This window comes from Myxococcota bacterium, assembly GCA_039030075.1.
GTDB lineage: Bacteria > Myxococcota_A > UBA9160 > UBA9160 > SMWR01 > JAHEJV01.
On sequence record JBCCEW010000006.1, the window covers coordinates 13,656 to 37,741 of the forward strand.

A 24,086-nucleotide genomic window follows, 5' to 3' on the forward strand; every position below is an offset into this window, starting at 1 on the left:
CGGCGAGTCGTGTAAAGGGATGGGCGGCGCGCCTAGGCGTCGCTGTCCTCCCGCCCGAGCCGCTGGCGCTGGAGCTTTCCGGCCGCCGTTCGGGGGAGACTCGAGACCGTTTCGAAGTGCGCGGGCACCTTGTAGCCGGCGAGTCGCGCGCGGCAGAAGCCCTCGAGCTCTTCTCCTGTGGGGGATGCGCCGTCGCGCGCGACGATCCACGCCCAGGGCACCTGGCCCCAGCGCTCATCGGAGCGGCCCGCGACGCCTACCTCGGCAACCTGGGGATGCGCGCTCAACACCGCCTCGATCTCGGCCGGGTAGACGTTCTCCCCCCCGGAAACGATCAGATCGCTGCGCCGCTCGAGCACGTGGAGTCGGCCCTGGGCGTCCCAGCGACCGAGGTCCCCCGTGCGCAGCCAGCCGTCACGCAGCGTCTCGGCCGTCGCCTCGGGGCGGTTCCAGTAGCCCCGCATCACCGTCGGGCCACGCACCCAGATCTCCCCGTCGGTGTCCGTGTCGCGACCCTCCGCGTCGACCACGCGCACCTCGGTTCCCCAGAGTGGAATCAGACCCGGATCGCTCGCGCGCTCGGGGGGGCTCGTCGCCACTTGCGAGGTCGCCTCGGTGAGCCCGTAGGTCAGCGCCACGGGGAAGCCGTTCGCCAGCGCGCGGTCGTGCAGCGGTTGTGGACACGGACCCCCACCCAGCAGCAGGAAGCGCAGCTCGGGCGGGACGGCGCCGCGGGGCCAGACGTCGAGCAGGCGTACGAGCATCGTCGCGGTGAGCGACAGTGCGCTGACGCCATCCTCCATCAAGGCGTCTGCAACGCGTTCGGGCTCGAAGCGGTCGTGCACGACGACGGTGCTGCCCTGGAGCACGCTGCGCCAGAGAATCGAGAGACCTCCGACATGGAAGAGAGGCAGGCACGCGAGCCAGCGTTCCTGGGGCGACGACCCCAGCCCGAAGGCCGAAGCGATGGCCGAGGCTTCGAAGTTCGCGGGCGTGAGGAGCGCGCCCTTCGGGCGTCCCGTCGTGCCCGAGGTGTAGATCAGCGTGGCCGCGCGAGCGTCGAGCGCGGGATCGGCCGGACGTGACAGCGCCAGGACGTCGCCGCGGTCGAGGTCGGGCCACGCGACGTGCGGTACGCCGGCCGAGGTCGCCGCCGCGACCGCGTCGTGTTCCGAGGGATCGTGGAGCAAGAGGGCCGCGCCCGCGTCCTCGAGCTGGAACGCGAGCTCGGCGGCGGTCAGGCGCCGGTTCAAGGGAACCAGGCAGAGCGCGAGCCGGCGCGCCGCGTGGACCGCGCGGGCGAGGTGCACGCCGTCCGGACAGGCGACCGCCAGTCGGTCGCCCGCTCCGAGGCCACAGCGCTCCAGCGCGTTCGCGACGTCCGACACCGAACGGTGAAGCTCCCCGTAGTCGAGGTGCACGTCGGCCCGTTCGAGGGCGCGGGCGGCGGGCGTTCGCGCGGCCCGCTCGGCCAGCCAATCGAGCGAACTCACGGGCATGGGATGGCTTCGATCGGGGCGTCGGGAGCCCAGGCGAGGTGGACATGCACCGCTCGGCGTTCGGTCGGCACGTGGAAGTGTCCGGTCTCGAGGCGCGGGGGCGCCCCGAGGTCGGCGGCGAGTACCGGACCCAACCCGGACGGCGGTCCCTTTGCGAGCGCAGCGGCCAGCGACACGGCGGCCCACGTCCCGACCGCGGAGTCGAGGAAGCCTCCGATCACCGGAAGTGCATCGGAGGCGCGTGCGAGCTCGGCCATCGCCTGGGTCGCGCGCAGCCCCCCCAGCACCGCCGGCTTGAGCACCCAGACATCGGCGGCCTGCCGCTCGGCGATGCGTCCCGCGCTCGCGTGGTTGCTCAGACACTCATCTGCGCCGAGCGGTACCGGCGAGGTCTCCCGCAAACGCGCCAGCGCCTCGACGTCGGCGACCGGCTGTTCGACCCAGGCCGGCCGGTACGGCGCCAGCGCCGCCAGTCGTTCGCGTGCGTCCGCCTCCTCCCACGCCCCGTTCGCGTCCAGCCGGAGCTCGACGGCGTCAGGGCAGACGCGCCGCACGGCGGCGACGCGCTCCAGGTCGGCGTTGCCGAGTCCTACCTTGAGCTTGAGCGCCGGGAACCCCGCAGCCACGGCGGCGGCGGCTTCCTCGCCGAGATCGCTGGGGCCGGTCGCGCTCAACAGGGCCGCGACCCCGACGCGTGCCCGCGGACGCCGGCGCCCTCGGTCGGCGAGCAACGCGGACAGGGGAACCCCCTGCAAACGCGACGCGAGGTCGTGCAAGGCCGTATCCAGGGCGCCCCGGGCACAGGGGCGATCCTTCGCCATCGCATCGACGTGGTCGAGGTTCGTCATCAGCGACCGGCGGCCGAATTTGCAGAGTTCTGCACCCACCGCGCGCAGGGCGGCTTCGGCTTCCTCCCGGGATTCCAGGCCGAACCCGGGCAGGGGCGCGGCCTCGCCGTAGCCGACTTCGCCCGAAGCGTCGCGCAGCAGCACGATCCAGCCCTCGCGCGCTCGGATCGTGCCGTGGGCCGTCGCCAGTGGAGTGCGCAACGGAAGCGTGAAGGGTCGCAGGCAGAACTCGGCGACCTGGATCACGACAGCGCGATTCCCGCCGCGAAGAACGCCGAGAAGAGCAGCGCCAGCCGCGCGGTGCGTTCGAGGATCGGGTTGAGCGCCGAGCCTCGTTCGCGGCGCAACGCGCGCACCAGGCCGATCGCGGGCGGTGCGCACAAGAGCGGAAGCCAGATCCACTGGGCATCGAGCAGGAGCCACCACACGAGCGGCACACCGAGGGCGAGTGCGACCAGCCCCGTGTACTCGGCCCGCGCCGCGGTCTCACCGAAGCGCACGGCCAGCGTGCGCTTGCCGGCTACCCGATCCGTCGCCACGTCGCGCAGGTTGTTGACGCAGAGCACCGCCGTCGCGAGTGCGCCCACGGGCAGCGCCGCCCACCACGCCTCGAGCGGCAGCGTGCCGAGCTGCACCCAGACCGTGCCGCACACCGCACCGAGGCCGAAGAACAGGAACACCGCGACGTCGCCCAGGCCGTGATAACCCAGCGGGTACGGCCCGCCGGTGTACGCATAGCCCGCGGCGATCGATACCAGCCCGAGCGCCAGGATCGGCCAGCCGCCCACCGCGACGAGGTAGAGGCCGACGAGGAAGGCCAGCCCGAAGGCGAGCACGGCACCGCGTCGCATCTGATGGGCAGTGAGCCAGCCCTGCTGGACGGCGCGCGGCGGTCCCTGTCGCGCCTCGGTGTCGGCCCCCTTCTCGGCGTCGGCGAAGTCGTTGACGAAGTTGGACCCGATCTGCAGACACAGCGCCCCGGCCAGGGCGCCGAGGGCGGGAAGCCACTGGGGCTCGGCCGTGTGTGCGGCGACCGCCGTCCCGACGGCAACCGGCGCGACCGCCAGGGGCAACGTGCGCGGTCGGCTCGCGAGCCACCACGCTTGCAGGGCCGAGGGACGTTCGGCCAGCGCCGCTTCAGCCATCGTGGCTCGCTTCCGAACGGGCCTCGACGCGGCTCCAGAACTCCGAGAGGGAAGCGGCGAGGAAGTTGGCGTTCTCCCAGTGCGCGGCGTGCCCGGCTGCGGGGACGTCGACGCGCTGCGCGTCGGGGATCTGCCCAGCCATCTGGTCGGCGATGGCGACGAACTTCGTGTCTTCGGCCCCGGCTGCGATCCAGCAGGGAACCGACAGCGTTCCCAGGGCGGCGTGCAGCGCCGGCTGTGCGCCGGTCCCCATGCCCCGGAGCGAACCCGCCAGGCCCGACGCGCGCTGGGACAGCCGGTCGCGTCGAAGCGCGGCCCGGGTGTCGCCGTCGAGTCGGGTGGTCTGGGAAGCGAAGAGTGGCAGCGACTCCCACGACTCGACGAACGCGGCCACGCCGTCGGCTTCGATGCGCGCGGCCAGCGCTTCATCACTCGCGCGTCGCGCGGCGCGCTCGTCTTCGCCGGCGAGCCCGGGGCTCGCCCCCAGCAGCGCCAGCGACGCGACCTTCTCGGGAGCGCGCGCGGCCAAGGCCAGGGCCGTACGGCCCCCCATCGAGTAGCCGAAGAGATGCACGCGCCCGAGCGCCTTCGCGTCGATGAGGGCCGACAGCTGTTCGACGCAAGCCTCCATCGCGTAGGGCGCCGCGACACTCGGGGCCTCGCTGGCGCCATGTCCGACAAGGTCGGGAGCGACGACGCGGTAGCGTTGCGACCACCGCGCGGCGAGCGGCGCGAACCCGCCCCCGGTTCCTGTGAAACCGTGGAGCGCGAGCACGCTCGGTCCGCGGCCCCAGGCATGCACGGCGAGGGACACGCCCGCGGCCGAGACGTGGGTCACACGCTCAGTCAAGGGAGGCCTCTCGTGCGGCCTCGTGCATCGCCGCTTGCAACGTGCGTCGCTGTTCGACGCTCGCCGCGGCTCGGGTGGGAACGACGAGACAGCGCGGGCCCTCGGCCGCGGCGGCCTGCTTCAGCGCCGAGCGCAGATGGAGCCAGGAGGTGATGCGCTCGCTCGGAACGCCCGCTGCCTCCGACAGGCGGACGAGGTCGTGACCATGCGGGGTGTGGAAGACCTCTTCGAACGAAGCGGCATCCCCGAACGCGGCGACCGGCAGCATCGAGAAGATGCCGCCACCGTCGTTGTCGACCACGACCAAGGTGAGCGGAAGGCCGAGCCGTTGCGCGGTGAGCAGACCCGAGAGGTCGTGAAGGCACGCGAGGTCGCCCACGTAGAGGACGGTCCGCCCGCCGCGCGCGTGGGTCGCCCCGGCTGCCGACGAGATCAGACCATCGATCCCGTTCGCACCCCGATTGCAGAGCACGCGGGGGCCCGCGTGGCCGCTCGGCCAGAACTGATCGAGGTCGCGGACCGGCATGCTGCTCGAGACGTAGAGGGCGTCCTCGGGACCGAGGCTCCCGATCAGCTCGTGGGCGACGCGCGCCTCGAGAAGTTCCTCCTCGGCGGCGAGTGTCGCTTCCAGCACGCGGTCCGCAGCGGCGTCGGCCCGGGCGAAGGCCGCCTGCCAAGTGCCTTGTTCCGGTTTCGGGAGCTGCGACGCCAGCGTGTCCGCAAACGCCGCGATCTCGGTTTGCCACCACTCGCTCGCCCGGTGGTCCGGATCGTGCCAATGCTCCGCCGGGTCGACGACGACATAGACGTCCGGTGCTGCGTCGCGCAGCCAGTGGGCAATGGGCTTCGAGGTGGGTGCGGCACCGAAGCGCAGCACCGCATCGGGTCGGTGGGCGGCAGCGAAGTCCGGGTCGGCCATCAGCGCGTGGGCCCGGCCGATGCCGGCGCCGCCGAGCTGCGCGGTGGCCTCGCCGAGCAGCGGCCACCCCAACCGGTCCGCGAGCGCGACCAGCGCGTCGCGTTCGCGCGGCGTCGCATCGAGCGGTCCCACCACGACGACACCCCGCTCCGCGGTACGAAGTTGCTCGACCAGGCCTGCGAAGGCGGCCTCGTTCGGTAGCGGGGCCGCTGCTTCGACGCGCGCGTAGGCGCTCCGGTCGCGGCCGCTTTCGGCCACCGTCGAACGCGGGGATGCCCTGTCGGCTGGCACCGGTCGCGGGTCGAGCGGATCCCGGAACGGCAGGTTCAGATGCACCGGGCCGGGTACGGTCCCCGACGCGACTTCAGCGGCCCGACAGGCCAGCGCGCGTGCGTAGCGGAGCCCGGCCTCGTCGGCCTCGGGGAGGGGCGCCTCGGCGAACCAACGCACATGGCTCCCGTACAGGCGCGGCTGGTCGATGGTCTGGCCGGCGCCCCAGTCGCGCAGCTCGGGCGGTCGGTCGGCCGTGAGCACGAGCAGCGGAACCCGCGCATAGTGCGCTTCCACGACGGCGGGCGCGAAGTTCGCGGCGGCCGTGCCCGAAGTGCAGAGCACGATGGCGGGCGCGCGCGAGGCCTTCGCGACGCCCAATGCGAAGAACGCCGCCGAGCGCTCGTCGAGGTGAACGCTGTGGGGAAGTGCCGCCTGGGCGGCCGCGATGGCGAGCGGGGCAGAGCGGGAGCCCGGACACACGCAGACATGCGTCACTACAGCGCGTTCCCATTCCTCGAACAGGGCGTGGGCCACGGCCAGGTTGCGGTTCGGTGCATCCGCCACCGGGCTCGCGACCGGCGGCGGTGTGTCCGACGGCGGAGCCACTAGAGATCCAGCAGCAGTGGCAGGACGACGTTCCACTTGAGACGGGTCTCGCGCAGCTCGGCGTCCGGATCCGAGCCCGCCACGATACCGCCGCCGGCGAAGAGTCGCGCGCGTCGGTCCTGGACCAACGCGCAGCGAAGCGCGGCGGATAGCTCGCCTTCGCCGTCCGGGGTGGTGAAGCCGACGAGCCCCGCGTACCAGCCGCGCTCGAGCGCTTCGTGCTCACCCAGCCAGGCGCGCGACGCGAGCCGCGGCGCGCCCGAGACGGCCGCGGTCGGATGCGAGCGTCGCGCGACGTCGAAGAGGGAAGCATCGCTCTCGAAGTGGCCGCGCAGCGGCGTGTGCAGGTGGCGCACCCCGCCGAGCTCGAGCACGCCCGGCGAATCCGGGGCGTCGACTTCGGCGCCCGCGTCTTCGAGGGCGTCGCGCAACTCACGGACCGCCACCGCGTGCTCGGCCTGTTCCTTCTTGCTCTCGACGAGTGCGCGGCGAAGGCGGCCGTCCTCCTCCGGGTCGCGGCCGCGCGCGGCCGACCCGGCCAGCGCCATCGCGCGGATCTCGCTGCCTTCGCGTCGCAGGAGGCGCTCCGGGGTGGCCCCGACGAAATCCGAATCGCCGAGCCCGACCCAGAACGTCGCACTCGCCGGGTGACCGTGGCGCAGCTCGTGAGTGAGCTTCCAGACGTCGATCGGAGCCTCGCGCTCGACGTCCAGCGCGCGGGCCACCACGGCCTTCTCGAGTTCGCCACGCGAGATCGCGGCCAGTGCCGCTTCGACCAGTGCGCGATGCTCGGCTGCAGCCCGGGCCGTTTCCAGATGCAGCGCTTCGGCAGCGCGCGAGGGGCAGGCGGTCGGTGTCGGGGCGGAGGCCACCGCCCACGCGGCTTCGACGCGCTCGACGGTCGTTGCCGGGTCATCGCCTGGATCGACGGCGACCGTGGCGGTGCAGTGTCCGAGCTCGCCCGTGCGTGTCCACAGGGTCTCGGGGATCCACCAGCACGCCGGCGGGAAGGCGTCCCACAGGCCGTGGCTCGGCGCATCGTCGAAGGCGAAGCCCCCGACCCACAGGGGGCTACCGGACGAACCACCGCCGGTGTCCGTTCCCCACCAGAGTCGCGCCGAGACATCCGCCATCCGCTCTTGCGCGGTTTCGAAGCGACGGGTCCCCTGGGCCATCACGCTCGCGGCCTGGCCTCGCCCCGCCCAGGCGCGCTCGGCCGCGGGAATGGCGTAGCCGAAGCGGGCCTTCGGCGAGCCGATCAGCCGTTCGAAGAGATCTCCTTCCGACGTATCGGTCCGCGTCCACGCGAGCCATTGGCGACGCGCTTCGCGACCGGCGGTGGCGCACGCCTCTGCCGCCGCATCGGCGAGGGTGGTTTCCGCGCGCCGCCTCACGAGCGCACCCCGATCAGGATCTGGGCCGTGCCGAGGAGCAATCGCTGCTTCGTGATCTCGCTGAAGCCGGCGAGCTCGAGCATCTCGCGCAGATCGTCGTCGCCCGGCAGGTAACTCGTCGATTGGGGCAGGTAGGCATAGGCCGCACGGTCGGAAAGCCAGCCGCCCACCTTCGGAACGACGCGATCGAAGTAGAGCGAGTGTCCTGCGCGCACCACGCCGCTCGGAGGGCGGTCGACCTCGATCAGCACCAGGCGTCCGCCCGGCGTCAACACGCGTCCCATCTCTCGGAACACCTGACCCAGCTCGACGAAGTTGCGCAGCGCGAAGCCGCAGGTGAGGACCGTCGCCGAACCCGTCGCGAAGGGCAGGGCGGCGCCATCTCCCTGCGCCAGCGAAACCCCTTCGAGTCGCCGCTGGGCCCCGCGCAGCATCTCGCGCGCGAAGTCCACGCCGATCACCTGGGCACCCCGCGCCGCGGCCTGCTCGGCGAGATCCCCGGTACCGCAGGCGAGATCGACCAGGATGTCGTCGGCACCGACTTCGGCTGCGTCCAGCGCACGGCTGCGCCAGCGCTGATCCAGCCCGAGGGTCATGATCCGGTTCAGCGCGTCGTAGCGCGGGGCGATGCGATCGAACATCGCCTTCACCGCGGCGCGCTTCTCTTCCGGCGGCGGTAGGGCGTCTATCGCCATGCGACCTCCACTTCGAGGCGCGCTTGATCCAAGGCTTCCAGAGCGGCTTCGAGCGCGTCGCGCTCCTCGCTGCCGTCGAGACGCTGCAGCGCGCGCGTCACGAGCGTGCGCTGGAAGTGCATCGCCACCAACCGCGTCACCATCGGCAGCAGCTGCTGGAACTGGTCGGTGATGGCGTGAAGGTCGCCGGCGGTCTCGCCGCCCTTGCGAATGTGGTCGTCGAAGAGCCCGATCGCGGCGTCGCAGGTCTCGCGGATGTTCCGGTTGTGGGCGGTGGCCTGCTGCAAGAGCAGGTGCAGCGGAAAGCCCGCCTTCAGGAGATCCATCCCGACGCGCGCGATCTCGACATCGGCTTCGCTGAAGCGGGGCTCGCCGTCGGTATCGAGGGGCTCGAGCAGCCCCGTCTGGATCGCGGCGCGCAGCAGCACCTCGGGCACACCCGACTCGGCCGCGAGTTCCGGGAGGGTCCAGGTGCGATTGCCGACGCGGGCATCCACGAGGGCCTGGAGCAGGGTGCGCTCTTCCCCCTGCTCGGACGCGAGCACCTTCTGGATCTGGTCGAGACTGAACCCCTGTCCCTGCAGATCCCGGATGCGCCGCAGCCGCTCCACGTGGGGTTCGCCGTAGTAGGCGACCCGACCGCGGCGGATGGGCGGATCGAGCAGGCCGCGACCCTGATAGAAGCGGATCGTGTCCACTCCCACTCCGGTCGAGGAGGCCAGCGCTTCGACGAGATATTCCACGCATTCATTATAGGAGTAACTGCTCGAATCGTCGAATCATTAGCAATTTCAATTACTTGGCGCTTCGCCCGTCCGGCTTCCCATGCCTGACGCCCGCCCCGGGGCCAGAGGCGCTACCCGTCTCTGCGCGGTCCGCGCGGCGGGCCCGGGAGGTGTTCATGCGCGTGGCGGCGGGGGTGTTGTTGGCCGGGATCTTCTTCGCGGCCCTGGTCTGGACCACGCTGGGCCAGACCGCCGTCACCTGTGAGGTGTGTCTGACCTTTGCGGGCCGGGAGGCCTGTCGCGAATCGTCGGGCGCCGATCGCGAGCAGGCTCGCGCCATGGCCCAGAGCACGGCCTGCGCGGTGCTCTCGAGCGGGGTGACCCAAGGCCTCCAATGCCAGCGCGTCGTGCCCTCTCGGACGCGATGCGACGGGGACTCCTAGCGGCGCGTGGAGCGCGTCTACTACGACCACAGTCGGGCCGAGGCGGAACAGCCCGGTTTTCGCTCGGGGGAGGCCACGAGCTTCGTCCTCGACCCGAACGGAGAGGTCGTGACCTGCGCCCGTGTGAGATTGGCGCCGAACTCGCTGCACGCTCTCCACGGTCACGGCGTCGTCGAGGCCTTGAACCGGCTTCCGCTGGCGGTCGGTCCGATCGAGGCGGGATGCGACGCCGTCCTCGAGCCGCGCGCGTTGTCCGAGGCGTCGCGGATCCTCTACGAGGCCGACCGGAGCACGTATGGCGCGACCTGGGAGTTTCGGGTCGGCGCCGCGGACGCTCCGCCCCGGGAGTACTGCATCGTGATCGACAACCGGGAGTACCAGCGCACCCTCTCACGGCTCCAGTACCTCGTGGTGCTCGCCGGTCGGGAAGGGCGGGCGGTTCGGCTGGCCCTCTAGCGCCCGTGAATCCCGCAGCACCAGCCGGCATCGCAGAGACACCCCACCGATGAACCCGCTGGAGGATCCGATGTCATTCCCGTCTCGTCTGCGCTCGCCGTCCCGCCCGCGCTCGCCGTCTCTCGCGAGCACGACCTGGGCGCTCCTCGCGACCCTGCTGTTCGCCCACGCCGCGTCGGGTGTCGAAGCCGTGCACCAGGACCGGAACGGCGTGGCCGTGGAGGGCACGGACGTCGTCGCCTACTTCGCCGACGGTGCCGCCACCGCCGGCAAGGCCGAGTACGAGCACCGCTGGAACGGTGCCACCTGGCGCTTCGCGAGCGCCGAGCACCGGGACCTCTTCGTCGCCGACCCCGAGCGCTATGCGCCCCAGTACGGTGGCTACTGTGCGTTCGCGGTCGCCCACGGCAGCACCGCCGGGATCGACCCCGAGGCGTGGACGATCGTCGACGGGAAGCTCTATCTGAACCTCAGCCCGCGCATCCAGCATCGCTGGACCGCCGATCGCGCACGCTTCATCGAACAAGCCGACGCGAACTGGCCGGGCCTGCGCGATGGCTGATTCGATCGGGGCGAACTAGGGAGCCTCGACGCTCCACTCGGCCGACTGGAGCAGCCGGAACTCGAGCAGGCTGCCGCTCGCGATGCGTCCGCTGCTGTCGGTTTCGGTCACGACTCCCGCGCCACCGACGCCTTCCTGGTTGCCGGTGACGATCTCGACCGGGGCACCCGACACCTGCAGGGAGGTCAGCTCGAGGCGCAGCCGCTGCAGCGGCGGACCCGTCGGGCTCGCCGCGCTGACGCGGCCGTACACCGGCGCGCGCGCCGGGACCAGCGTGGTCTCGCCGGTGACGAGAGCGCCGTCGAGGAAACCGGCGAAGCGATCGCCCTCGGTGCTCTGGCGCGGGTCCAGCGAATCCTGCAGTCGCACGCGCAGGCGCGTCCCGGCAGGCAGTTCGATCCGGCGGATCGCAGGCTCCTGACGCGCCGCGGGAGGAGCCGGGCGCGCGCTTCCGCCCGCGATCGCCTGGCCGGGGCCGCTCGGCGCAGCGGTCGGCGCCACGCTCGGCACGAGGGATCGGTCCGCCGGCGGAGCGGGCTCGACCCCAGCCGCAGGGCCGGGCTCGGGCTGGAAGGTCACGGCGACGATCTGGGCGACCGGAATCACCTGTACCACGCCGCCGGTCTCGAAGCGGACCGCTTGCTGGGTGGCGCCTCGGAACCGGCCCTCGAGGCTGCGGCCATCCCGCAGCTCGACCACGTCGGCGGCGGCTCCCACCGCTACCAGCAAGAGCACTCCACAGAGCCCGATCGCGTTGCGCATTCCCCCTCCCGTCCTTCCAGGGGCTCATCGGACGGTGGCGGGTTGGACTTGTGCCCTGCGGAGGGCCGCCCCGGAGCGCGTCCTGCGCTACCCAAGGGCCGATGACGGCGCCGGAATCGAAGGTGGGGTCGGCGTATGGATCCCCCCGAGCCTTGCTCTGGCTCGCCGTGGGCGCCGTCGTGGGGTTGCTGGCCGCCGCCGTCGGGCTCCTGCGCTCGGGTGAGGTCGGCGCCGGCTTGCCCGGGAACGCGGCCGCGTCGGTGAACGGAGAGGTGATCCGGCTCGAGGAACTCGACCGGGCGCTGGCCGCCCTGGACGCGGACCGCCGGGAGCCATTGGGCCCGGAAGAGCGCCAGCACGTCCTCGACCGCCTGCTCGACGAGGAGCTCCTGGTGCAGCGGGGGATCGAACTCGGCCTGGTGCGTCACGACCGCCGGGTGCGTGGCGACATCGTCGCGGCCGTGATCGAGCTGGTGGTGTCCCAGGCCGACGACGCCGAGCCCACGCAGGCCGAGGTGTCCGCGTTCTACGCCGACAACCAGGCGTACTTCGCGCGCACCCAGCGCCTCTGGGTGCGCCAGGTGTGGGTGCGCGGCCCGGCCCTGCGCAGCGAGGCCGAGGCCTCCGAGCGGGCCCAGCAGGTGGTCGCGCGGCTGCGTGCGGGCGAGTCCTTCGAGGCCGTGGCCGAAGAACTCGGCGATCCGCCGGTGGCGCCGGTTCCCGCCGACCTGCTTCCAACGACGAAGCTGCGCGAGTACCTGGGACCCACCGCGACGCGGACCGCCGAGGCCCTCGAGCTGGGAGCGACGAGCGATCCCGTGCGCGGCGCGAGCGGCTACCACGTGTTGCAGGTGGTGGATCGTGCTCCGGGCTTCGTGCCTCCGCTCTCCGAGATCGGCGACGACGTGCGCGCGGAGCTGCGTCGACGCTCCGGTGACGAGGCATTGCGACGCTATCTCGAAGACCTGCGCTCTCGCGCCGACGTGCGGATTCGTGCCGCCGATTCCTGATCGAGGCCGCAGCCTGCGAGTGTTCGCCGTGCTGGCGCTCGTACTCTGTGGCGTGGGCGAGGCCGCGGCCCACACGCGCAGCGTCTCCTACGCAAGCTGGCTGGTGCGCGGCGACACCGCCGAGGTGCGACTGCGCATCCCGCTCCTCGAACTCTCCCGGCTGGCCTTCGATCCCCACTTCGACACGCGTTCCGGCGGTCGGGCTGCGCTCTACCTCGCCGAACACGTCTCCTTCTACCGCGGGGAGCTCCGCTGTGTTCCCGTCGAGCCGCCCATCGCCGAGACGGCACCGAAGGGCTGGGCTCACTTCTTCTGGCGCGTGCGCTGCGACGGCGCAGGCCCGGGGGCCGTCGAGAGCCGGGCGCTCCTCGAGGTGGCTCCGTCCCACATGCACTTCGCGCGGGTCGCCGCGCCCGACGATGCCGCGCGCGAGCGCGTCCTGACCGAGGCGGACTCCCGCTGGACCTTCGAATCGGCCGGCGGCGAACCTGCTGCCGCGGGCACGACCCTGCTCGAGTACGTAGTGCTCGGCGTGGAGCACATCGTCACCGGCTGGGATCACCTGGCCTTCGTCCTGGCGTTGTTGCTGCTCGCGCGGCGTGTGCGGGAAGTGGCCGCGCTCGTCACGTCCTTCACCCTCGCCCACAGCGTCACGCTCGGGCTGGCCGTGTTGGGTTGGGTGCGGCCCGACGGCCACGCCGTCGAGGCGTTGATCGGCTACTCGATCGCGCTCGTCGCCGCCGAGAACGCCTGGTTGCTCGGGGGCCGGGGTCGCAGCGTGCCGTGGTTGAGCCTGGCCGGGATGATCGCGCTGGGCGTGGCGTCGCTCTTCGGTGTCGGAAACGTGGGCCCGGTCGTACTCTTCGGGCTCGCCCTCTTCACCGGTTGCCACTTCGCGCTCCTCGATCGCGTCGCAGCGCCAGGACGGCTGCGCGCGGCCGTCGCCTTCGCCTTCGGTCTCGTCCACGGCTTCGGTTTTGCGGGAGTCCTGGCCGAGATGGCCCTGCCGGCGAACCGGCTGGTCCCGGCGCTCTTCGGCTTCAACGTCGGCGTCGAGCTCGGTCAGCTTGCCGTCGTGGCGCTCGCCTGGCCCCTGCTGCTGGGCCTCTCGCGCTGGAGTCCCGAGCGTTGGGCCCCGCGCGTCGCCGAGGTCGGATCGGCCGCCGTCTGCGGGCTCGGCCTGTTCTGGTTCATCACCCGAACGCTGGGTTGATCCCGCGCGTCAGTCGATCTTCCCCAGCCACTCGGCCACCGCGGCGCCGATCTCGTCGGGCGAATCCTCTTGGACGAAGTGGGAGCCGGCGACGGTGACTTCGGTCTGGTTCGGCCAGCTGCGACAGCGTTCGCGTTGGGGACCCGTCAGGATCGCGCCCGGCTCCGCGTTGATGAATAGCTTCGGCACCGGACTCTGTCCGAGCCAGTCGGCATACTGCGTCGAGAGCGCGACGATGTCGGCTGGTTCGCCATCGATCGGGAGCTGTCGCGGCCAGGTGAGCGTGGGGCGACGGTCCTCTCCCGGGTTCGCGAAGGGTCGTCGGTAGACGTCCATCTCCGCGTCGGTGAGACCACGCAGTACGGAACCCGGCAGCACGTTCTCCACGAAGACGTTCTTCTCGAGGATCATCTGCTCGCCCGCCGGCGAGCGGAAGCCCTGGAAGACACCTTTTGCTCCTTCCGGCCAATGTTCCCAGGACATCGGGCACACGATCGCTTCCATGTACGCGATACCCCGGACGGCGTCGGGGTGGCGCCGCGCCCAGTCGAAGCCGAGCGCCGAACCCCAGTCGTGGATTACGAACGTGACGCGCTCGCGCACGTCGAGCGCTTCGAGCAGGGCCTCGAAGTAGCGCGCGTGCTCCGTGAACGTGTACCGCTCCGGGCCGGAGTCCGGGAGCTTCGCCGAGTCGCCCATCCCGACGAGATCCGGCGCGATGCAGCGCCCGTGACCTTCGAGATGGGGAATGATGTTGCGCCAGAGGTACGAAGAGGTGGGGTTCCCGTGTTGGAAGACGATCGGGTCGCCGCTGCCCACCTCGACGTAGGCCATCTCCTGACCGAGGACTTCGATGCGCTTCTTCTCGTAGCGTTCGTCGGGGGAAATCATGCCGCGCAGGGTAGCTTGGCAGGGCACCCCGCCGCTGGGCTAGCGGCGAACCGGCATCACCTGGGACATGCACGCCGGGCAGATGCCGTGGCTCAGGTCGGCATCGAAGTGCTGCTGAAGATAGGTGTCCGCGGGCAGCCAGCGTCCCCGAGGCTCGCGCATGCTCTTGCAGTGTGTACAGATGGGCACGAGTCCACCGAGCGCCTTCGCGCGGTCGAGCGCGGCCTGGAGATCGACGATCAAGGCTTCCCGATCGCGCTCGGCGCGGACGCGCTCGGTGATGTCGAAGGCGACGCCGATGGCGCCCTGGATGATCTCGCCCGAAGTGCGCAGCGGCTCGATGTGGGCGCGCACGACGCGATCGCCGATCTCGACTTCGAAGCGGCAGGGCTCGCCTTCGAGGGCGGCCCGGTGGGCTTGGATGACCGGGTGTTCCGGATGGTCGCCGAACACGTCGGTGGCGGTCTTGCCCAGGGTCTCGACCTCGTCGAGGGGCAGGTTCTGCAGGGCGCCGCCGCGCCACCAGGTCAGGCGCGCTTCGAGGTCGATGGTCCACACGAAGGCGGGGATCTGCTCGAGGAGTTCGCGCACCCGCTGGGAACTCGGCCCGGCTTCCGGGCGTTCGAGCTCGGCCACCCGCGCGCGCAGGGCCGCGATCTCCGCCAAGAGCTCGTCCCGGGACCGTTCCACCGCCACCTCGCCCCCCACGAAGAGAGTGGTCGCCAAGACCCCGCGCGTGGCAGGGTCAGCGCTTCAGGATGTCGGTCACGCTACCCGTGGCGACCTCGGCTGTCAGCCCGACGGTCTCCGACAGAGTGGGGTGGGGGTGGATCGTCAGCGCGACATCCTCTGCATCGGCGCCCATTTCCAGCGCGAGCACGATCTCGCCGATCAGTTCGCCGGCGTTCGGACCGACGATGCCGCCCCCGAGGAGGCGTCGCGTCTTCGGCTCGAGGATGAGCTTCGTCAGGCCTTCGTTACGGGCCACCGACAGGGCACGGCCGCTGGCCGCCCACGGGAAATGGGCGATCTCCACCTCGATCCCTTGCTCCTTCGCGGCCGTCTCGGTCAGCCCGACCCAGGCGACCTCGGGGTCGGTGTACGCCACCGACGGTATCCGGTCGCCGTCGAAGGCGGCGGGCTCGCCGGCGATCACTTCTGCGGCTGTCTTGCCTTCATGGGTCGCCTTGTGCGCGAGCATCGGGCCGGGCGTGAGATCCCCGATCGCGAAGATGTGGGGCACGCCGGTGCGTTGCTCGGCATCGACCGGGACGAAGCCGCGTTCGTCCACGCGGACCCCGGCGGCATCGAGGCCCAGCGTGGTCCCGTTCGGACGCCGCCCGACGGCGACGAGCACGCGGTCGAAGCTCGCCTCGTCGGGCGCCTTCGCGCCTTCGAAGCGGACGTGAATGCCGTCATCCTCGGCCCACACGTCGGTGACGCGGGTCTCGAGATGGATGGCGGCGAACTGTTTCTGGATCCGACGCAGCAGCGGTCGCACGAGGTCGGGATCGGCGCCGGTCATGAGCTGGGGGAGCATCTCCACCACGGTGACGGCGCAGCCGAGTGCCGCATACACCGTCGCCATCTCGAGGCCGATGATGCCGCCGCCGACCACGAGCAGGCTCTTCACCTCGGGGTCGATCTCGAGCGCGCCGGTGGAGTCGACGATGCGCGGATCGTCGGGCAGTCCAGGCAAGGCGACGGGCTCGGACCCGGCGGCGAGAATCACGTGATCGAAAGCGATTCGTTGGGGGCCTTCGGAGGTCTCGACGACCGCAGCGTGCGCGTCCACCAGACGTGCCACCCCGCGCACGACCCCTACCTTGCGCTGTTTCGCGAGCTGGACGAGGCCCCCGGTCAGGCGTCCCACCACTCCGTCCTTGTGGGCGCGCAGCTTCTCGAAATCGAGCGTCGGTTCGCCGAAGTCGACGCCGTGCTTCGCGAGCGCGCGCGCCTCGCCGATCACCTCGGCGACGTGGAGGAGAGCCTTCGAAGGGATGCACCCGACGTTGAGGCACACGCCGCCCAGCGTCTCGTCGCGCTCGACGAGGATGACCTGCTTCCCGAGGTCCGCCGCGCGAAACGCCGCGGTGTAGCCCCCGGGTCCCGAGCCGATGACCAGGACCTCGGCCCGGACGTCGGCGTCGCCTGCACTCGGCACGGGCTCTGCCACTGATGCCGGGGGAGCGCTCGTCGTCGTCGGCTTCGCCTCCGGTGCGGCCGTCCCGGCCGACGCCTCGACCTCGACCACCACGAGCGGCGTGCCCTGGCGCACGCGCGACTCGACGGCGACGAGCACCTCGCGCACGACGCCCGCTTCGGGCGACGGCACGTCCATCGAGGCCTTGTCGCTCTCGAGCGTCACCAGCGGATCTTCCCGCGCGATGCGCTGACCCGGTGTGACGAGGACCTCGATGACCTCGACGTCTTCGAAATCACCGATGTCCGGTACCGCGATCGTCTTGGTGGCCACGCGTCTTCCTATAGGATCAGGCGCCGCAGGTCCGAGAGCAGCGCGGCGAGCCGGGTGGTGAACCGCGCGGCATCCGCTCCGTCGATGACGCGATGATCGTAGGAGAGCGACAGGGGCAGGATCAGCCGCGGTTCGAAGGTCTTCGTCCCCGCGTCCCAGGTCGGACGCCAGTCCATCTTCCCGACGCCGAGAATGGCGACTTCTGGATGGTTCACGATCGGGGTGAAGAAGGTGCCGCCGATGCCGCCGAGGCTCGAGATGCTGAAGCTGGCTCCCTGGAGGTCCGTCGGGCGGAGCTTTCGGGTGCGCGCTTTCTCCGAGATCTCCATCAGCTCGCTCGCGATCTCGTACAGGCCCTTGTGGTCGGCGTCGCGCACCACGGGGACGACGAGGCCGGCGGGCGTATCGACCGCCACGCCCACGTTGTAGTACTGCTTCGTGATCAGGTTCTCGCCGGTATGGTCGAGGGAAGCGTTGAAGTGCGGGTGCTCCTTCAGGGCGTAGGCGCAGGCCTTGAGCACGAAGGGCAGGAAGGTGAGCTTCGTGCCACGCGCCTCGGCTTCGGGCTTCATCTCCTTGCGGAAGCGATCCAGCTCGGTGATGTCGGCCTCGTCGAACTGGGTGACGTGGGGAACCGTGACCCAGCTTCGGTGGAGGTTCGCGGCGGAGAGTTTGCGGATCCGGTTGAGCGGCTGGATCTCCGTCGGCCCGAACTTCGCGTAGTCGATCTGTGGCGGTGCAGCGACCGACACGCCCGAGATCGGAACGCCCGCAGCCGTTCCCTTCTCGATCATGCTCTTCACGTAGCGCTGCACGTCCTCTTTGAGGATGCGGCCCTTCGAGCCCGTGGCGGGGACCAGGGCGAGGTCGGCGCCCAGTTCTCGGGCCAGGCGCCGCACCGACGGGCTTGCGTGGGGCGGGGCGGCGTCGGGGGCCGGGGTGAGCGGCGGCGCCGAGGCGACCTCGGCTCCGGCGCCTTCGGCCGGGGCCGTGGTGGGCACCGAAGGGGCGGTCCGCGGCGCTGGGGGCGCGATCGGCTGGGGTTCGGGTGGCGCGGCGGGTGCCGGCCGATCCGTCGTGGGTACAGGCGTTTCGACGGGCGGAGCGGGCGCCGTCTCCGCGGTTTCGGGCTCGGTCGCCGCGGCGGCGTCGCTCACTTCGAGCACCGCGATCAGAGCGCCCTGGCTCACCATGTCGCCCACGCCGACCTTGATCTCGAGCACCGTGCCCGCGAAGGGCGAGGGGATCTCCATGCTCGCCTTGTCGCTCTCGAGGACGATCAGCGAGTCCTCGACGGCGACCGTGCTCCCGGCGGACACCAGCACCTCGGAGACTTCGACGTCCTCGAAGTCACCGATGTCGGGGAGCAGCACTTCGCGCTTTTCGCCCATGCTCAGCTCCTCGCCGGTGACGGCTTCTCGGGATCGATGCCGTACTTCTCGATCGCCTGGGCGACGACGCTCGGCTGGATCTCTCCGTCGTCCTTCAGCGCCTTGAGCGCGGCGACGGTGACGTAGTAGCGGTCCACCTCGAAGTGGTGGCGGAGGCGCTCGCGGGTGTCCGAGCGGCCGTAGCCGTCGGTGCCGAGGACCGCATAGCGCCCGGGCACGAAGGGTCGGACCTGATCGGCGTAGGACTGGATGTAGTCGGTTGCCGCGACGACCGGCCCGCGGCGATCGGCGAGGCAGGACTGCACGTGCGACGTCTTCGGCGTGTCGAGCGGGTGCATCGTGTTCCAGCGCTCGCTCTCGAGTCCGTCGCGTCGCAGCTCGTTGAAGCTCGTGACGCTCCACACGTCGGCGTCGATGTCCCAATCGTTCTGGAGCAGCTCGGCCGCGGCACGCACCTCGCGCAGGATTGCGCCGCTCCCGAGCAGCTGCACCCGCGCCTGGCCCTTCGCCTCGCCCTCCTCGAGCAGGTACATCCCGCGCACGATGCCTTCGCGGACACCCTCGGGCATCGGCGGTTGGTGGTAGTTCTCGTTCAGCACCGTGATGTAGTAGAAGACGTCTTCCTGCTCGCTGAGCATGCGCCGCAGCCCGTCCTGGATGATGGTGGCGAGCTCGTAGGCGTAGGTCGGGTCGTAGGCCACGCAGTTCGGGATGGTGGCGGCCATCAAATGGCTGTGGCCGTCCTGGTGCTGCAAGCCTTCGCCGGCCAAGGTGGTGCGTCCGGACGTGCCTCCGAGCAGGAAGCCCCGGGTGCGCGAGTCGCCGGCGGCCCAGGCCAGATCGCCGATGCGCTGGAACCCGAACATCGAGTAGAAGATGTAGAAGGGGATCAGCTGGACGGCGTGGTTGGCGTAGGCCGTACCGGCCGCGATGAACGAAGACATCGCGCCGGCCTCGTTGATGCCTTCCTGCAGGATCTGTCCCTCTTGATCCTCGCGGTAGTACATGACCTGCTCGTGATCGACGGGCTCGTAGAGCTGGCCTTCCGACGCGTAGATCCCGAGCTGCCGAAAGAGGCCTTCCATACCGAAGGTGCGCGCCTCGTCGGGAACGATCGGCACGACGCGCTTTCCCAGCTCCGGGTGCCGGGCGAGCGCGGTGAGGATGCGCACGAAGGCCATCGTCGTGGAGATCTCGCGCTTCCCCGACCCCTTGAGCACGTTCTCGAAGGTCTCGAGGGGAGGCGCTTCCAGCGTGGGCGTCTCGCTCGACCGCGCGGGCAGATAGCCACCGAGCGCCTGTCGGCGCTCGTGCATGTAGCGGAGCTCCGGGCTGTCCTCGGCCGGCTTGTAGAAGGGCGCTTCGGCGATCTGGTCGTCCGGGATCGGGATGCGGTAGCGATCCCGGAACACCCGCAGCGCGTCCTCACCCATCTTCTTCTGCTGGTGGGTGATGTTCTGGCCTTCGCCGGCCTCGCCCATGCCATAGCCCTTCACGGTCTTGGCGAGGATCACGGTCGGCTGGCCGGTGTGCTGGGTCGCCGCGGCGTAGGCCGCAAAGATCTTCTGGGGGTCGTGGCCGCCGCGGTTCAGCTGCCAGATGTCGTCGTCGGTCATGTTGGCGACGAGTTCGGCGAGCTCGGGGTACTTCCCGAAGAAGTGCTCGCGGGTGTAGGCGCCACCGCGCACCTTGTAGTTCTGGTAGTCGCCGTCGACCGCCTCCTCCATCCGCTGGAGGAGCAGGCCGTTCTTGTCCTTCGCGAGCAGGGGGTCCCAGCGGTCGCCCCAGATCACCTTGATCACGTTCCAGCCGGCGCCGCGGAAGGTGCCTTCGAGCTCCTGGATGATCTTGCCGTTTCCGCGCACCGGGCCGTCGAGGCGCTGCAGGTTGCAGTTCACGACGAAGACCAGGTTGTCGAGGTTCTCGCGGGCGGCGAGACCGATGGCGCCGAGCGATTCGGGTTCGTCCATTTCCCCGTCGCCCATGAACGCCCAGACCTTGCGCTCGGTGGCGTCGATCAGGCCGCGGTGCGCGAGGTACTTCATCAGCCGCGCCTGGTAGATCGCCATGATCGGGCCGAGCCCCATCGAGACGGTGGGAAACTGCCAGAAGTGAGGCATCAGCCACGGGTGGGGGTAGCTCGACAGGCCCCGCTCACCGACCTCGCGGCGGAAGCGATGCATCTCGGCTTCACCGATGCGTCCCTCCAGGAACGCCCGCGCGTAGATGCCGGGCGAGCAGTGTCCCTGGATGTAGAGGAGGTCGCCGCCGAAGTCCTCGCTCGGCGCGTGGAAGAAGTGGTTGAAGCCCACGTCGTAGAGCGTGGCGGCGCTCGCGAAGCTCGCGATATGGCCGCCGAGCTCCGAGCTCTCGCGGTTGGTCTGGACCACCAGCGCCAGGGCGTTCCAGCGGATGATCGAGCGGATCCGGTGCTCGAGCCCGGACTCGCCAGGCGGCGCCGGCTCGTCCGCGGCGTGGATCGTATTCAGGTAGGCCGTGGTCGCCTTGTACGGGAGGTGCGCCCCGGAGCGGCGCGCCTTGTCGATCAGCCGCTCGATCAGGTAGTGCGCGCGCAGCGGCCCCTCGCGCTGCAGGGTCGACTCCAGCGCGTCGAGCCACTCTTGGGTTTCCTGGGGGTCGACGTCGACGGGACGATCGGACACGCGATCCTCCGGGCTAGCGGGGTTGGGCTTCGTCTCGCGCAGCGCGCAGCCGCTGGAAGTCGCGGTCTGCGTGGTAGGAGGACCGGGTCAGCGGCGAGGCGGACACCAGTTGGAAGCCGCGCTGCGCGGCTTGGTCACGGTATTGCTCGAATTCCTCGGGGGTGACGTAGCGCTCGACCGCTGCGTGCTTCGGCGTCGGGCGCAAGTACTGGCCGATCGTCAGGAAGTCGACGTCGGCCGCGCGCAGCGCGTCCATCACGGCGAGCACCTCATCGGGCTCTTCACCCAACCCCACCATCAGCCCGGACTTCGTGAACAGCCGCGGCTCACAGCGCTTCGCGCGGGCCAGGAGCTCCACCGAGTGCTCGAAGTTGGCTCCCGGGCGGATCCGCCGGTAGAGCCGCGGCACGGTTTCGACGTTGTGGTTGTACACGTCCGGGCACGCGCGAGCCACGCGCTCGATGGCGCCTTCCTTGTGGCGGAAATCCGGCGTGAGGATCTCGATGGTCGTAGCGGGCGTGGCGCGCCGGATCTCTTCGATACAGCGGACGAAGTGCTCGGCGCCGCCGTCCTCGAGGTCGTCTCGATCGACCGAGGTGATGACGACGTGGCGCAGGCCGAGTTCGGCCACCGCCTCGGCCAGCCGAGCGGGCTCTTCGGCATCGACCCGGTCCGGGCGCCCCGTGGCGACGTTGCAGAACGCACAGGCGCGGGTGCAGACCGTACCGAGCACCATGACGGTGGCGTGCTTCTGCGACCAGCACTCGTGGATGTTCGGGCAGGCGGCCTCCTCGCAGACGGTCCCGAGCTTCAGCCGCCGCATCAGCGCGCGGGTGTCCTGGAACTCGGCCGACTCGTGCAGCCGGATCCGCAGCCAGGGCGGCTTCGCCGGCGGGACGTCGGTCTTGGCGAGGCGGGTGGGTTCGGAATCCATGCCTTACTCCAAACTACCGTATCGACGGATCCCGCAAGCAGGTGAGCTGCGACCGGCGCGTCCGGGCGGGCGCCTCAGGACCGCCGACGTCGGGGGAGGGAGTGCTCCCAATCGGCGAGGAGCGTCCTCAGGCCCGTCACGAGCGAAAGCGGTTGATCCAGCATGATGTGGTGGTACGCCTCCGGGATCTCGATGACGGGCGCGTTTCTGCCCAGCAGCTCGTACATGTATTCCCCAATGTCCGGGGTGACGAGCCCGTGCTGCGCGCGGAACAGGGCCACCCGGCAGCTGACCTTCGGCAGGATCTCGTGGGTGGCGCGCCGCGTGGTCCGCACGAACAGGGCGGGGTCGAACTTCCAGGTGAAGCCCGCCTCGACCCGCATCAGCGAGTGCCGAGCGATGTGGTCGATGACGTAGGGCAGGGAGCTCGGCTGGCCGGGGACGGTGCGGAAGCGCTCCAGGGCCGCCTCGATGCTCGGGTAGGTCTTCGGGTTTCGAAACGAACGACCGTGGGTGCCTTCCTCTTCCTCCGGATCCGGCCGGCGGACTGGTGAGTCGAGGATGACGGCCCCTGCCAGCTGATCGCCGTAGGCCGCGGCGGTGGCGATCGTGACGAAGCCGCCCATGCTGTGCCCGATGACGATCGGGGGGCCGGCGAAGTCGGCTGCCTGGATCACCGCCATCACTTCGCGCGCCCAGAGCTCGCGCGGATAGCTGTCGCGGCGATCGCTGTCGCCGTGTCCCGAGAGGTCGAGTGCCACCACGCGGTACTCGGGCAGGAACAGCGGAGCGATGAAGCTCCACCAGTGTGCGTGGGCTGCTCCTCCGTGCACGAACACGATACCGGGGCGGCCCGCTTCTCCCCACGTGAGGGTGTGGATCTTCGCTCCTTCGACGGTGATGTGACCGTCGGTCGGCGTCTCTGCGAGTGCCCGGTCGAACCACTCGGGCCTCGCTTGCGGGGATGTCATGAGCGTTCGTTCCTCTGGGCGCGAAACAAGACGGGACGCAGACAAAACCGTTCCGTGCCTGCACTCGGCGGTCAAGGCCCAGCGACGGTCGCCCGATGAAAAATCCCGGGAGGGGTCGGCGAGGGGCACGTAGATGTGTGCTGTTGCCCTGTTGAAGACGCTGCGCTGCTGCTGAAGTCGAGTACCCCGCGCCTCGCCGCCTCAACCTTCCCCCTCCCCACGCCGCCGCGGCCCCCCGCAGACGCACCGCACCGGCCAGCCGCAGGCGACCTGGGTCGCCGCCGACCGGGTTCTCCAGCGCGCGTGAGCGGCTAGAGCGAGAGGCGCGCTTCGTCGCTGTCTTCGCCAGCGACGGCGCGCAGGAGCGCATCCAGGCGCGCCTGGGCCGAGTCGTCGAGGGTGCAGAAGCGGAGGAAGCCGCTGTCCTCTTCGCGCCGCTCGAGCACCGCCTCGAGCAGCAGCGGCGGATCGGGTGAGGTGTCGGTCAGCGCGACCCGAATCCGATCGCCGAGCGTGAAGTGGTCCTGCAGCTCGATCGCCACGCCCTCACTCGAAAGATCGCGTGCGAGCAGGACGGCGGCGTCGCCGCGGCAGGCCGCGAGCACCCGGCGTCGGTAGCGACCCCGCGGCCGCTCGCGTCCGACCCGCTGGCCGTTGCGCTTCGCCTTGCCGCGCTCCGGCCGATAGTCGACCGCGTGTCCCGCCATCAGCGACCGGAGAGTCACGCGATCGGTCAGTTCCAGGGGCTCGAAGGCCACCGAGATGTCGAAGGTGTCGCCGTCCGCCGTGGTCGTCTCGCGGCAGGAGAGCGCGCAGCCGGCCAGCGCGAGGCGGCGCGGCGCGGTGAGATCCTCGGGCACCTCGATCCGCAGGGGCGCGCCCACGGGCACCGGTGCCGGCGAGATCAGCCCGCAGCCTCCGATCGAAGCGCGGGCCAGCACGACGTCGCGGCGGTCCTCGCCGACCACGATCTGCACCGGCAGCGCGAGCGCGACCCGGGTGGCGAGTCGGCGATCGGCGCCGTCCGCATCCAGACGGCGCGCGAGCAGCCGCAACGCCTCGGGGTCGATCGGGCGAGACAAGGTCAGGTCGCAGGGAACCGACAGGTCTGCTGCGTCCCGGCAGACGGAGAGATGCAGGCGATGGGGCGGCGCCTCCGCGTCGCCCGCCGCGAGGGCGCGCGCCTGGTCGGGCGTCGAGATCAGCAGCGCGACCTGCTCGCCGACCGTGGCGTTGCGCGCTGCGCAGAACTCGATCTCGAGGTCGCGCAGCAGACTGCGCACATCGTCGAGCTCCCCGCGGTCGAGGAACACGGCCTGAATGTCCGGTCGATTCGCGTCCAGCACCCCGCGATTCTTCG

Annotated in this window: 22 protein-coding genes; 5 read left to right on the forward strand and 17 right to left on the reverse strand. The window is 70.7% G+C overall.

Annotated elements, in window-relative coordinates:
• Positions 1–32 precede the first annotated feature (32 nt).
• The 8 genes from menE to AAF430_08120 are packed head-to-tail and all read right to left on the reverse strand — an operon-like array spanning position 33 to position 8,972.
• Entirely contained in the window at positions 33–1,499 is a 1,467-nt protein-coding gene (gene menE, locus AAF430_08085) for an o-succinylbenzoate--CoA ligase (protein MEM7410175.1), read from the reverse strand.
• Positions 1,490–2,593, reverse strand: coding sequence for an o-succinylbenzoate synthase (gene menC / locus AAF430_08090; protein MEM7410176.1), 1,104 nt, complete (start codon positions 2,591–2,593; stop codon positions 1,490–1,492). Before menC ends, menE begins: the two co-directional genes overlap by 10 nt.
• Complete coding sequence (locus AAF430_08095) at positions 2,590–3,492, reverse strand: 1,4-dihydroxy-2-naphthoate polyprenyltransferase (protein MEM7410177.1); 903 nt, start codon at positions 3,490–3,492, stop codon at positions 2,590–2,592. Before AAF430_08095 ends, menC begins: the two co-directional genes overlap by 4 nt.
• The gene (menH, locus tag AAF430_08100; protein MEM7410178.1) at positions 3,485–4,342 is read right to left on the reverse strand and encodes a 2-succinyl-6-hydroxy-2,4-cyclohexadiene-1-carboxylate synthase; all 858 of its coding nucleotides are present in this window, start codon (positions 4,340–4,342) and stop codon (positions 3,485–3,487) included. The genes AAF430_08095 and menH overlap by 8 nt, the downstream gene beginning before the upstream one ends.
• Positions 4,335–6,140 (reverse strand): 2-succinyl-5-enolpyruvyl-6-hydroxy-3-cyclohexene-1-carboxylic-acid synthase, encoded by a 1,806-nt coding sequence (menD, locus tag AAF430_08105; protein MEM7410179.1) that lies wholly within the window; start codon positions 6,138–6,140, stop codon positions 4,335–4,337. Before menD ends, menH begins: the two co-directional genes overlap by 8 nt.
• Positions 6,140–7,534, reverse strand: coding sequence for a chorismate-binding protein (locus AAF430_08110; protein ID MEM7410180.1), 1,395 nt, complete (start codon positions 7,532–7,534; stop codon positions 6,140–6,142). The genes menD and AAF430_08110 overlap by 1 nt, the downstream gene beginning before the upstream one ends.
• Positions 7,531–8,229 (reverse strand): ubiquinone/menaquinone biosynthesis methyltransferase, encoded by a 699-nt coding sequence (locus tag AAF430_08115; protein ID MEM7410181.1) that lies wholly within the window; start codon positions 8,227–8,229, stop codon positions 7,531–7,533. Before AAF430_08115 ends, AAF430_08110 begins: the two co-directional genes overlap by 4 nt.
• On the reverse strand, positions 8,220–8,972 hold the full coding sequence (locus tag AAF430_08120; protein MEM7410182.1) for a MerR family transcriptional regulator: 753 nt from the start codon (positions 8,970–8,972) through the stop codon (positions 8,220–8,222). Before AAF430_08120 ends, AAF430_08115 begins: the two co-directional genes overlap by 10 nt.
• 158 nt (positions 8,973–9,130) lie before the next feature.
• On the opposite strand from AAF430_08120, the gene AAF430_08125 reads away from it, so the two are divergent.
• The 3 genes from AAF430_08125 (at position 9,131) to AAF430_08135 (ending at position 10,415) form a co-directional block, all read left to right on the forward strand.
• Positions 9,131–9,397, forward strand: coding sequence for a hypothetical protein (locus AAF430_08125; GenBank protein ID MEM7410183.1), 267 nt, complete (start codon positions 9,131–9,133; stop codon positions 9,395–9,397).
• A gap of 6 nt (positions 9,398–9,403) precedes the next feature.
• Positions 9,404–9,853, forward strand: coding sequence for a hypothetical protein (locus tag AAF430_08130; GenBank protein ID MEM7410184.1), 450 nt, complete (start codon positions 9,404–9,406; stop codon positions 9,851–9,853).
• Positions 9,854–9,923: 70 nt separating this feature from the next.
• On the forward strand, positions 9,924–10,415 hold the full coding sequence (locus tag AAF430_08135; GenBank protein MEM7410185.1) for a YHS domain-containing (seleno)protein: 492 nt from the start codon (positions 9,924–9,926) through the stop codon (positions 10,413–10,415).
• A gap of 15 nt (positions 10,416–10,430) precedes the next feature.
• Here AAF430_08135 and AAF430_08140 read toward each other — a convergent pair whose 3' ends face one another.
• Positions 10,431–11,177 (reverse strand): hypothetical protein, encoded by a 747-nt coding sequence (locus AAF430_08140; protein MEM7410186.1) that lies wholly within the window; start codon positions 11,175–11,177, stop codon positions 10,431–10,433.
• 101 nt (positions 11,178–11,278) lie between these two features.
• Here AAF430_08140 and AAF430_08145 point away from each other — a divergent pair, with 101 nt between their 5' ends.
• Positions 11,279–12,187 carry a peptidylprolyl isomerase gene (locus AAF430_08145; protein ID MEM7410187.1) on the forward strand — a complete coding sequence of 303 codons (909 nt, stop codon included), beginning with the start codon at positions 11,279–11,281 and terminating at the stop codon, positions 12,185–12,187.
• Between the two features lie 28 nt (positions 12,188–12,215).
• Positions 12,216–13,400, forward strand: a complete 1,185-nt coding sequence (locus tag AAF430_08150) for a HupE/UreJ family protein (protein MEM7410188.1) — start codon at positions 12,216–12,218, stop codon at positions 13,398–13,400.
• A 9-nt stretch (positions 13,401–13,409) separates the two neighbouring features.
• Here AAF430_08150 and AAF430_08155 read toward each other — a convergent pair whose 3' ends face one another.
• The 8 genes from AAF430_08155 to AAF430_08190 form a co-directional block, all read right to left on the reverse strand.
• Complete coding sequence (locus AAF430_08155; protein ID MEM7410189.1) at positions 13,410–14,291, reverse strand: haloalkane dehalogenase; 882 nt, start codon at positions 14,289–14,291, stop codon at positions 13,410–13,412.
• A gap of 39 nt (positions 14,292–14,330) precedes the next feature.
• Positions 14,331–14,981, reverse strand: a complete 651-nt coding sequence (locus tag AAF430_08160; protein ID MEM7410190.1) for a PAS domain-containing protein — start codon at positions 14,979–14,981, stop codon at positions 14,331–14,333.
• 55 nt (positions 14,982–15,036) lie between these two features.
• A complete protein-coding gene (gene lpdA, locus AAF430_08165) occupies positions 15,037–16,767 on the reverse strand; it encodes a dihydrolipoyl dehydrogenase (GenBank protein MEM7410191.1) in 1,731 nt (576 codons plus the stop codon).
• 8 nt (positions 16,768–16,775) lie between these two features.
• Positions 16,776–18,158, reverse strand: coding sequence for a dihydrolipoyllysine-residue acetyltransferase (locus AAF430_08170; GenBank protein ID MEM7410192.1), 1,383 nt, complete (start codon positions 18,156–18,158; stop codon positions 16,776–16,778).
• A 2-nt stretch (positions 18,159–18,160) separates the two neighbouring features.
• Positions 18,161–20,821, reverse strand: a complete 2,661-nt coding sequence (gene aceE / locus AAF430_08175; GenBank protein ID MEM7410193.1) for a pyruvate dehydrogenase (acetyl-transferring), homodimeric type — start codon at positions 20,819–20,821, stop codon at positions 18,161–18,163.
• A 13-nt stretch (positions 20,822–20,834) separates the two neighbouring features.
• Positions 20,835–21,755 carry a lipoyl synthase gene (gene lipA, locus AAF430_08180; GenBank protein MEM7410194.1) on the reverse strand — a complete coding sequence of 307 codons (921 nt, stop codon included), beginning with the start codon at positions 21,753–21,755 and terminating at the stop codon, positions 20,835–20,837.
• 74 nt (positions 21,756–21,829) lie between these two features.
• Entirely contained in the window at positions 21,830–22,726 is an 897-nt protein-coding gene (locus tag AAF430_08185; GenBank protein MEM7410195.1) for an alpha/beta hydrolase, read from the reverse strand.
• 311 nt (positions 22,727–23,037) lie between these two features.
• Complete coding sequence (locus AAF430_08190; GenBank protein ID MEM7410196.1) at positions 23,038–24,072, reverse strand: PilZ domain-containing protein; 1,035 nt, start codon at positions 24,070–24,072, stop codon at positions 23,038–23,040.
• Positions 24,073–24,086 lie beyond the last annotated feature (14 nt).

Bases quoted from the DNA above. Each gene is read 5' to 3' on its own strand.
- menE (MEM7410175.1), bottom strand. From the start codon at position 1,499: ATGCCCGTGAGTTCGCTCGATTGGCTGGCCGAGCGGGCCGCGCGAACG.
- AAF430_08095 (MEM7410177.1), bottom strand. From the start codon at position 3,492: ATGGCTGAAGCGGCGCTGGCCGAACGTCCCTCGGCCCTGCAAGCGTGG.
- AAF430_08115 (MEM7410181.1), bottom strand. From the start codon at position 8,229: ATGGCGATAGACGCCCTACCGCCGCCGGAAGAGAAGCGCGCCGCGGTG.
- AAF430_08125 (MEM7410183.1), top strand. From the start codon at position 9,131: ATGCGCGTGGCGGCGGGGGTGTTGTTGGCCGGGATCTTCTTCGCGGCC.
- AAF430_08135 (MEM7410185.1), top strand. From the start codon at position 9,924: ATGTCATTCCCGTCTCGTCTGCGCTCGCCGTCCCGCCCGCGCTCGCCG.
- AAF430_08140 (MEM7410186.1), bottom strand. From the start codon at position 11,177: ATGCGCAACGCGATCGGGCTCTGTGGAGTGCTCTTGCTGGTAGCGGTG.
- AAF430_08145 (MEM7410187.1), top strand. From the start codon at position 11,279: ATGACGGCGCCGGAATCGAAGGTGGGGTCGGCGTATGGATCCCCCCGA.
- AAF430_08155 (MEM7410189.1), bottom strand. From the start codon at position 14,291: ATGATTTCCCCCGACGAACGCTACGAGAAGAAGCGCATCGAAGTCCTC.
- AAF430_08170 (MEM7410192.1), bottom strand. From the start codon at position 18,158: ATGGGCGAAAAGCGCGAAGTGCTGCTCCCCGACATCGGTGACTTCGAG.
- lipA (MEM7410194.1), bottom strand. From the start codon at position 21,755: ATGGATTCCGAACCCACCCGCCTCGCCAAGACCGACGTCCCGCCGGCG.
- AAF430_08185 (MEM7410195.1), bottom strand. From the start codon at position 22,726: ATGACATCCCCGCAAGCGAGGCCCGAGTGGTTCGACCGGGCACTCGCA.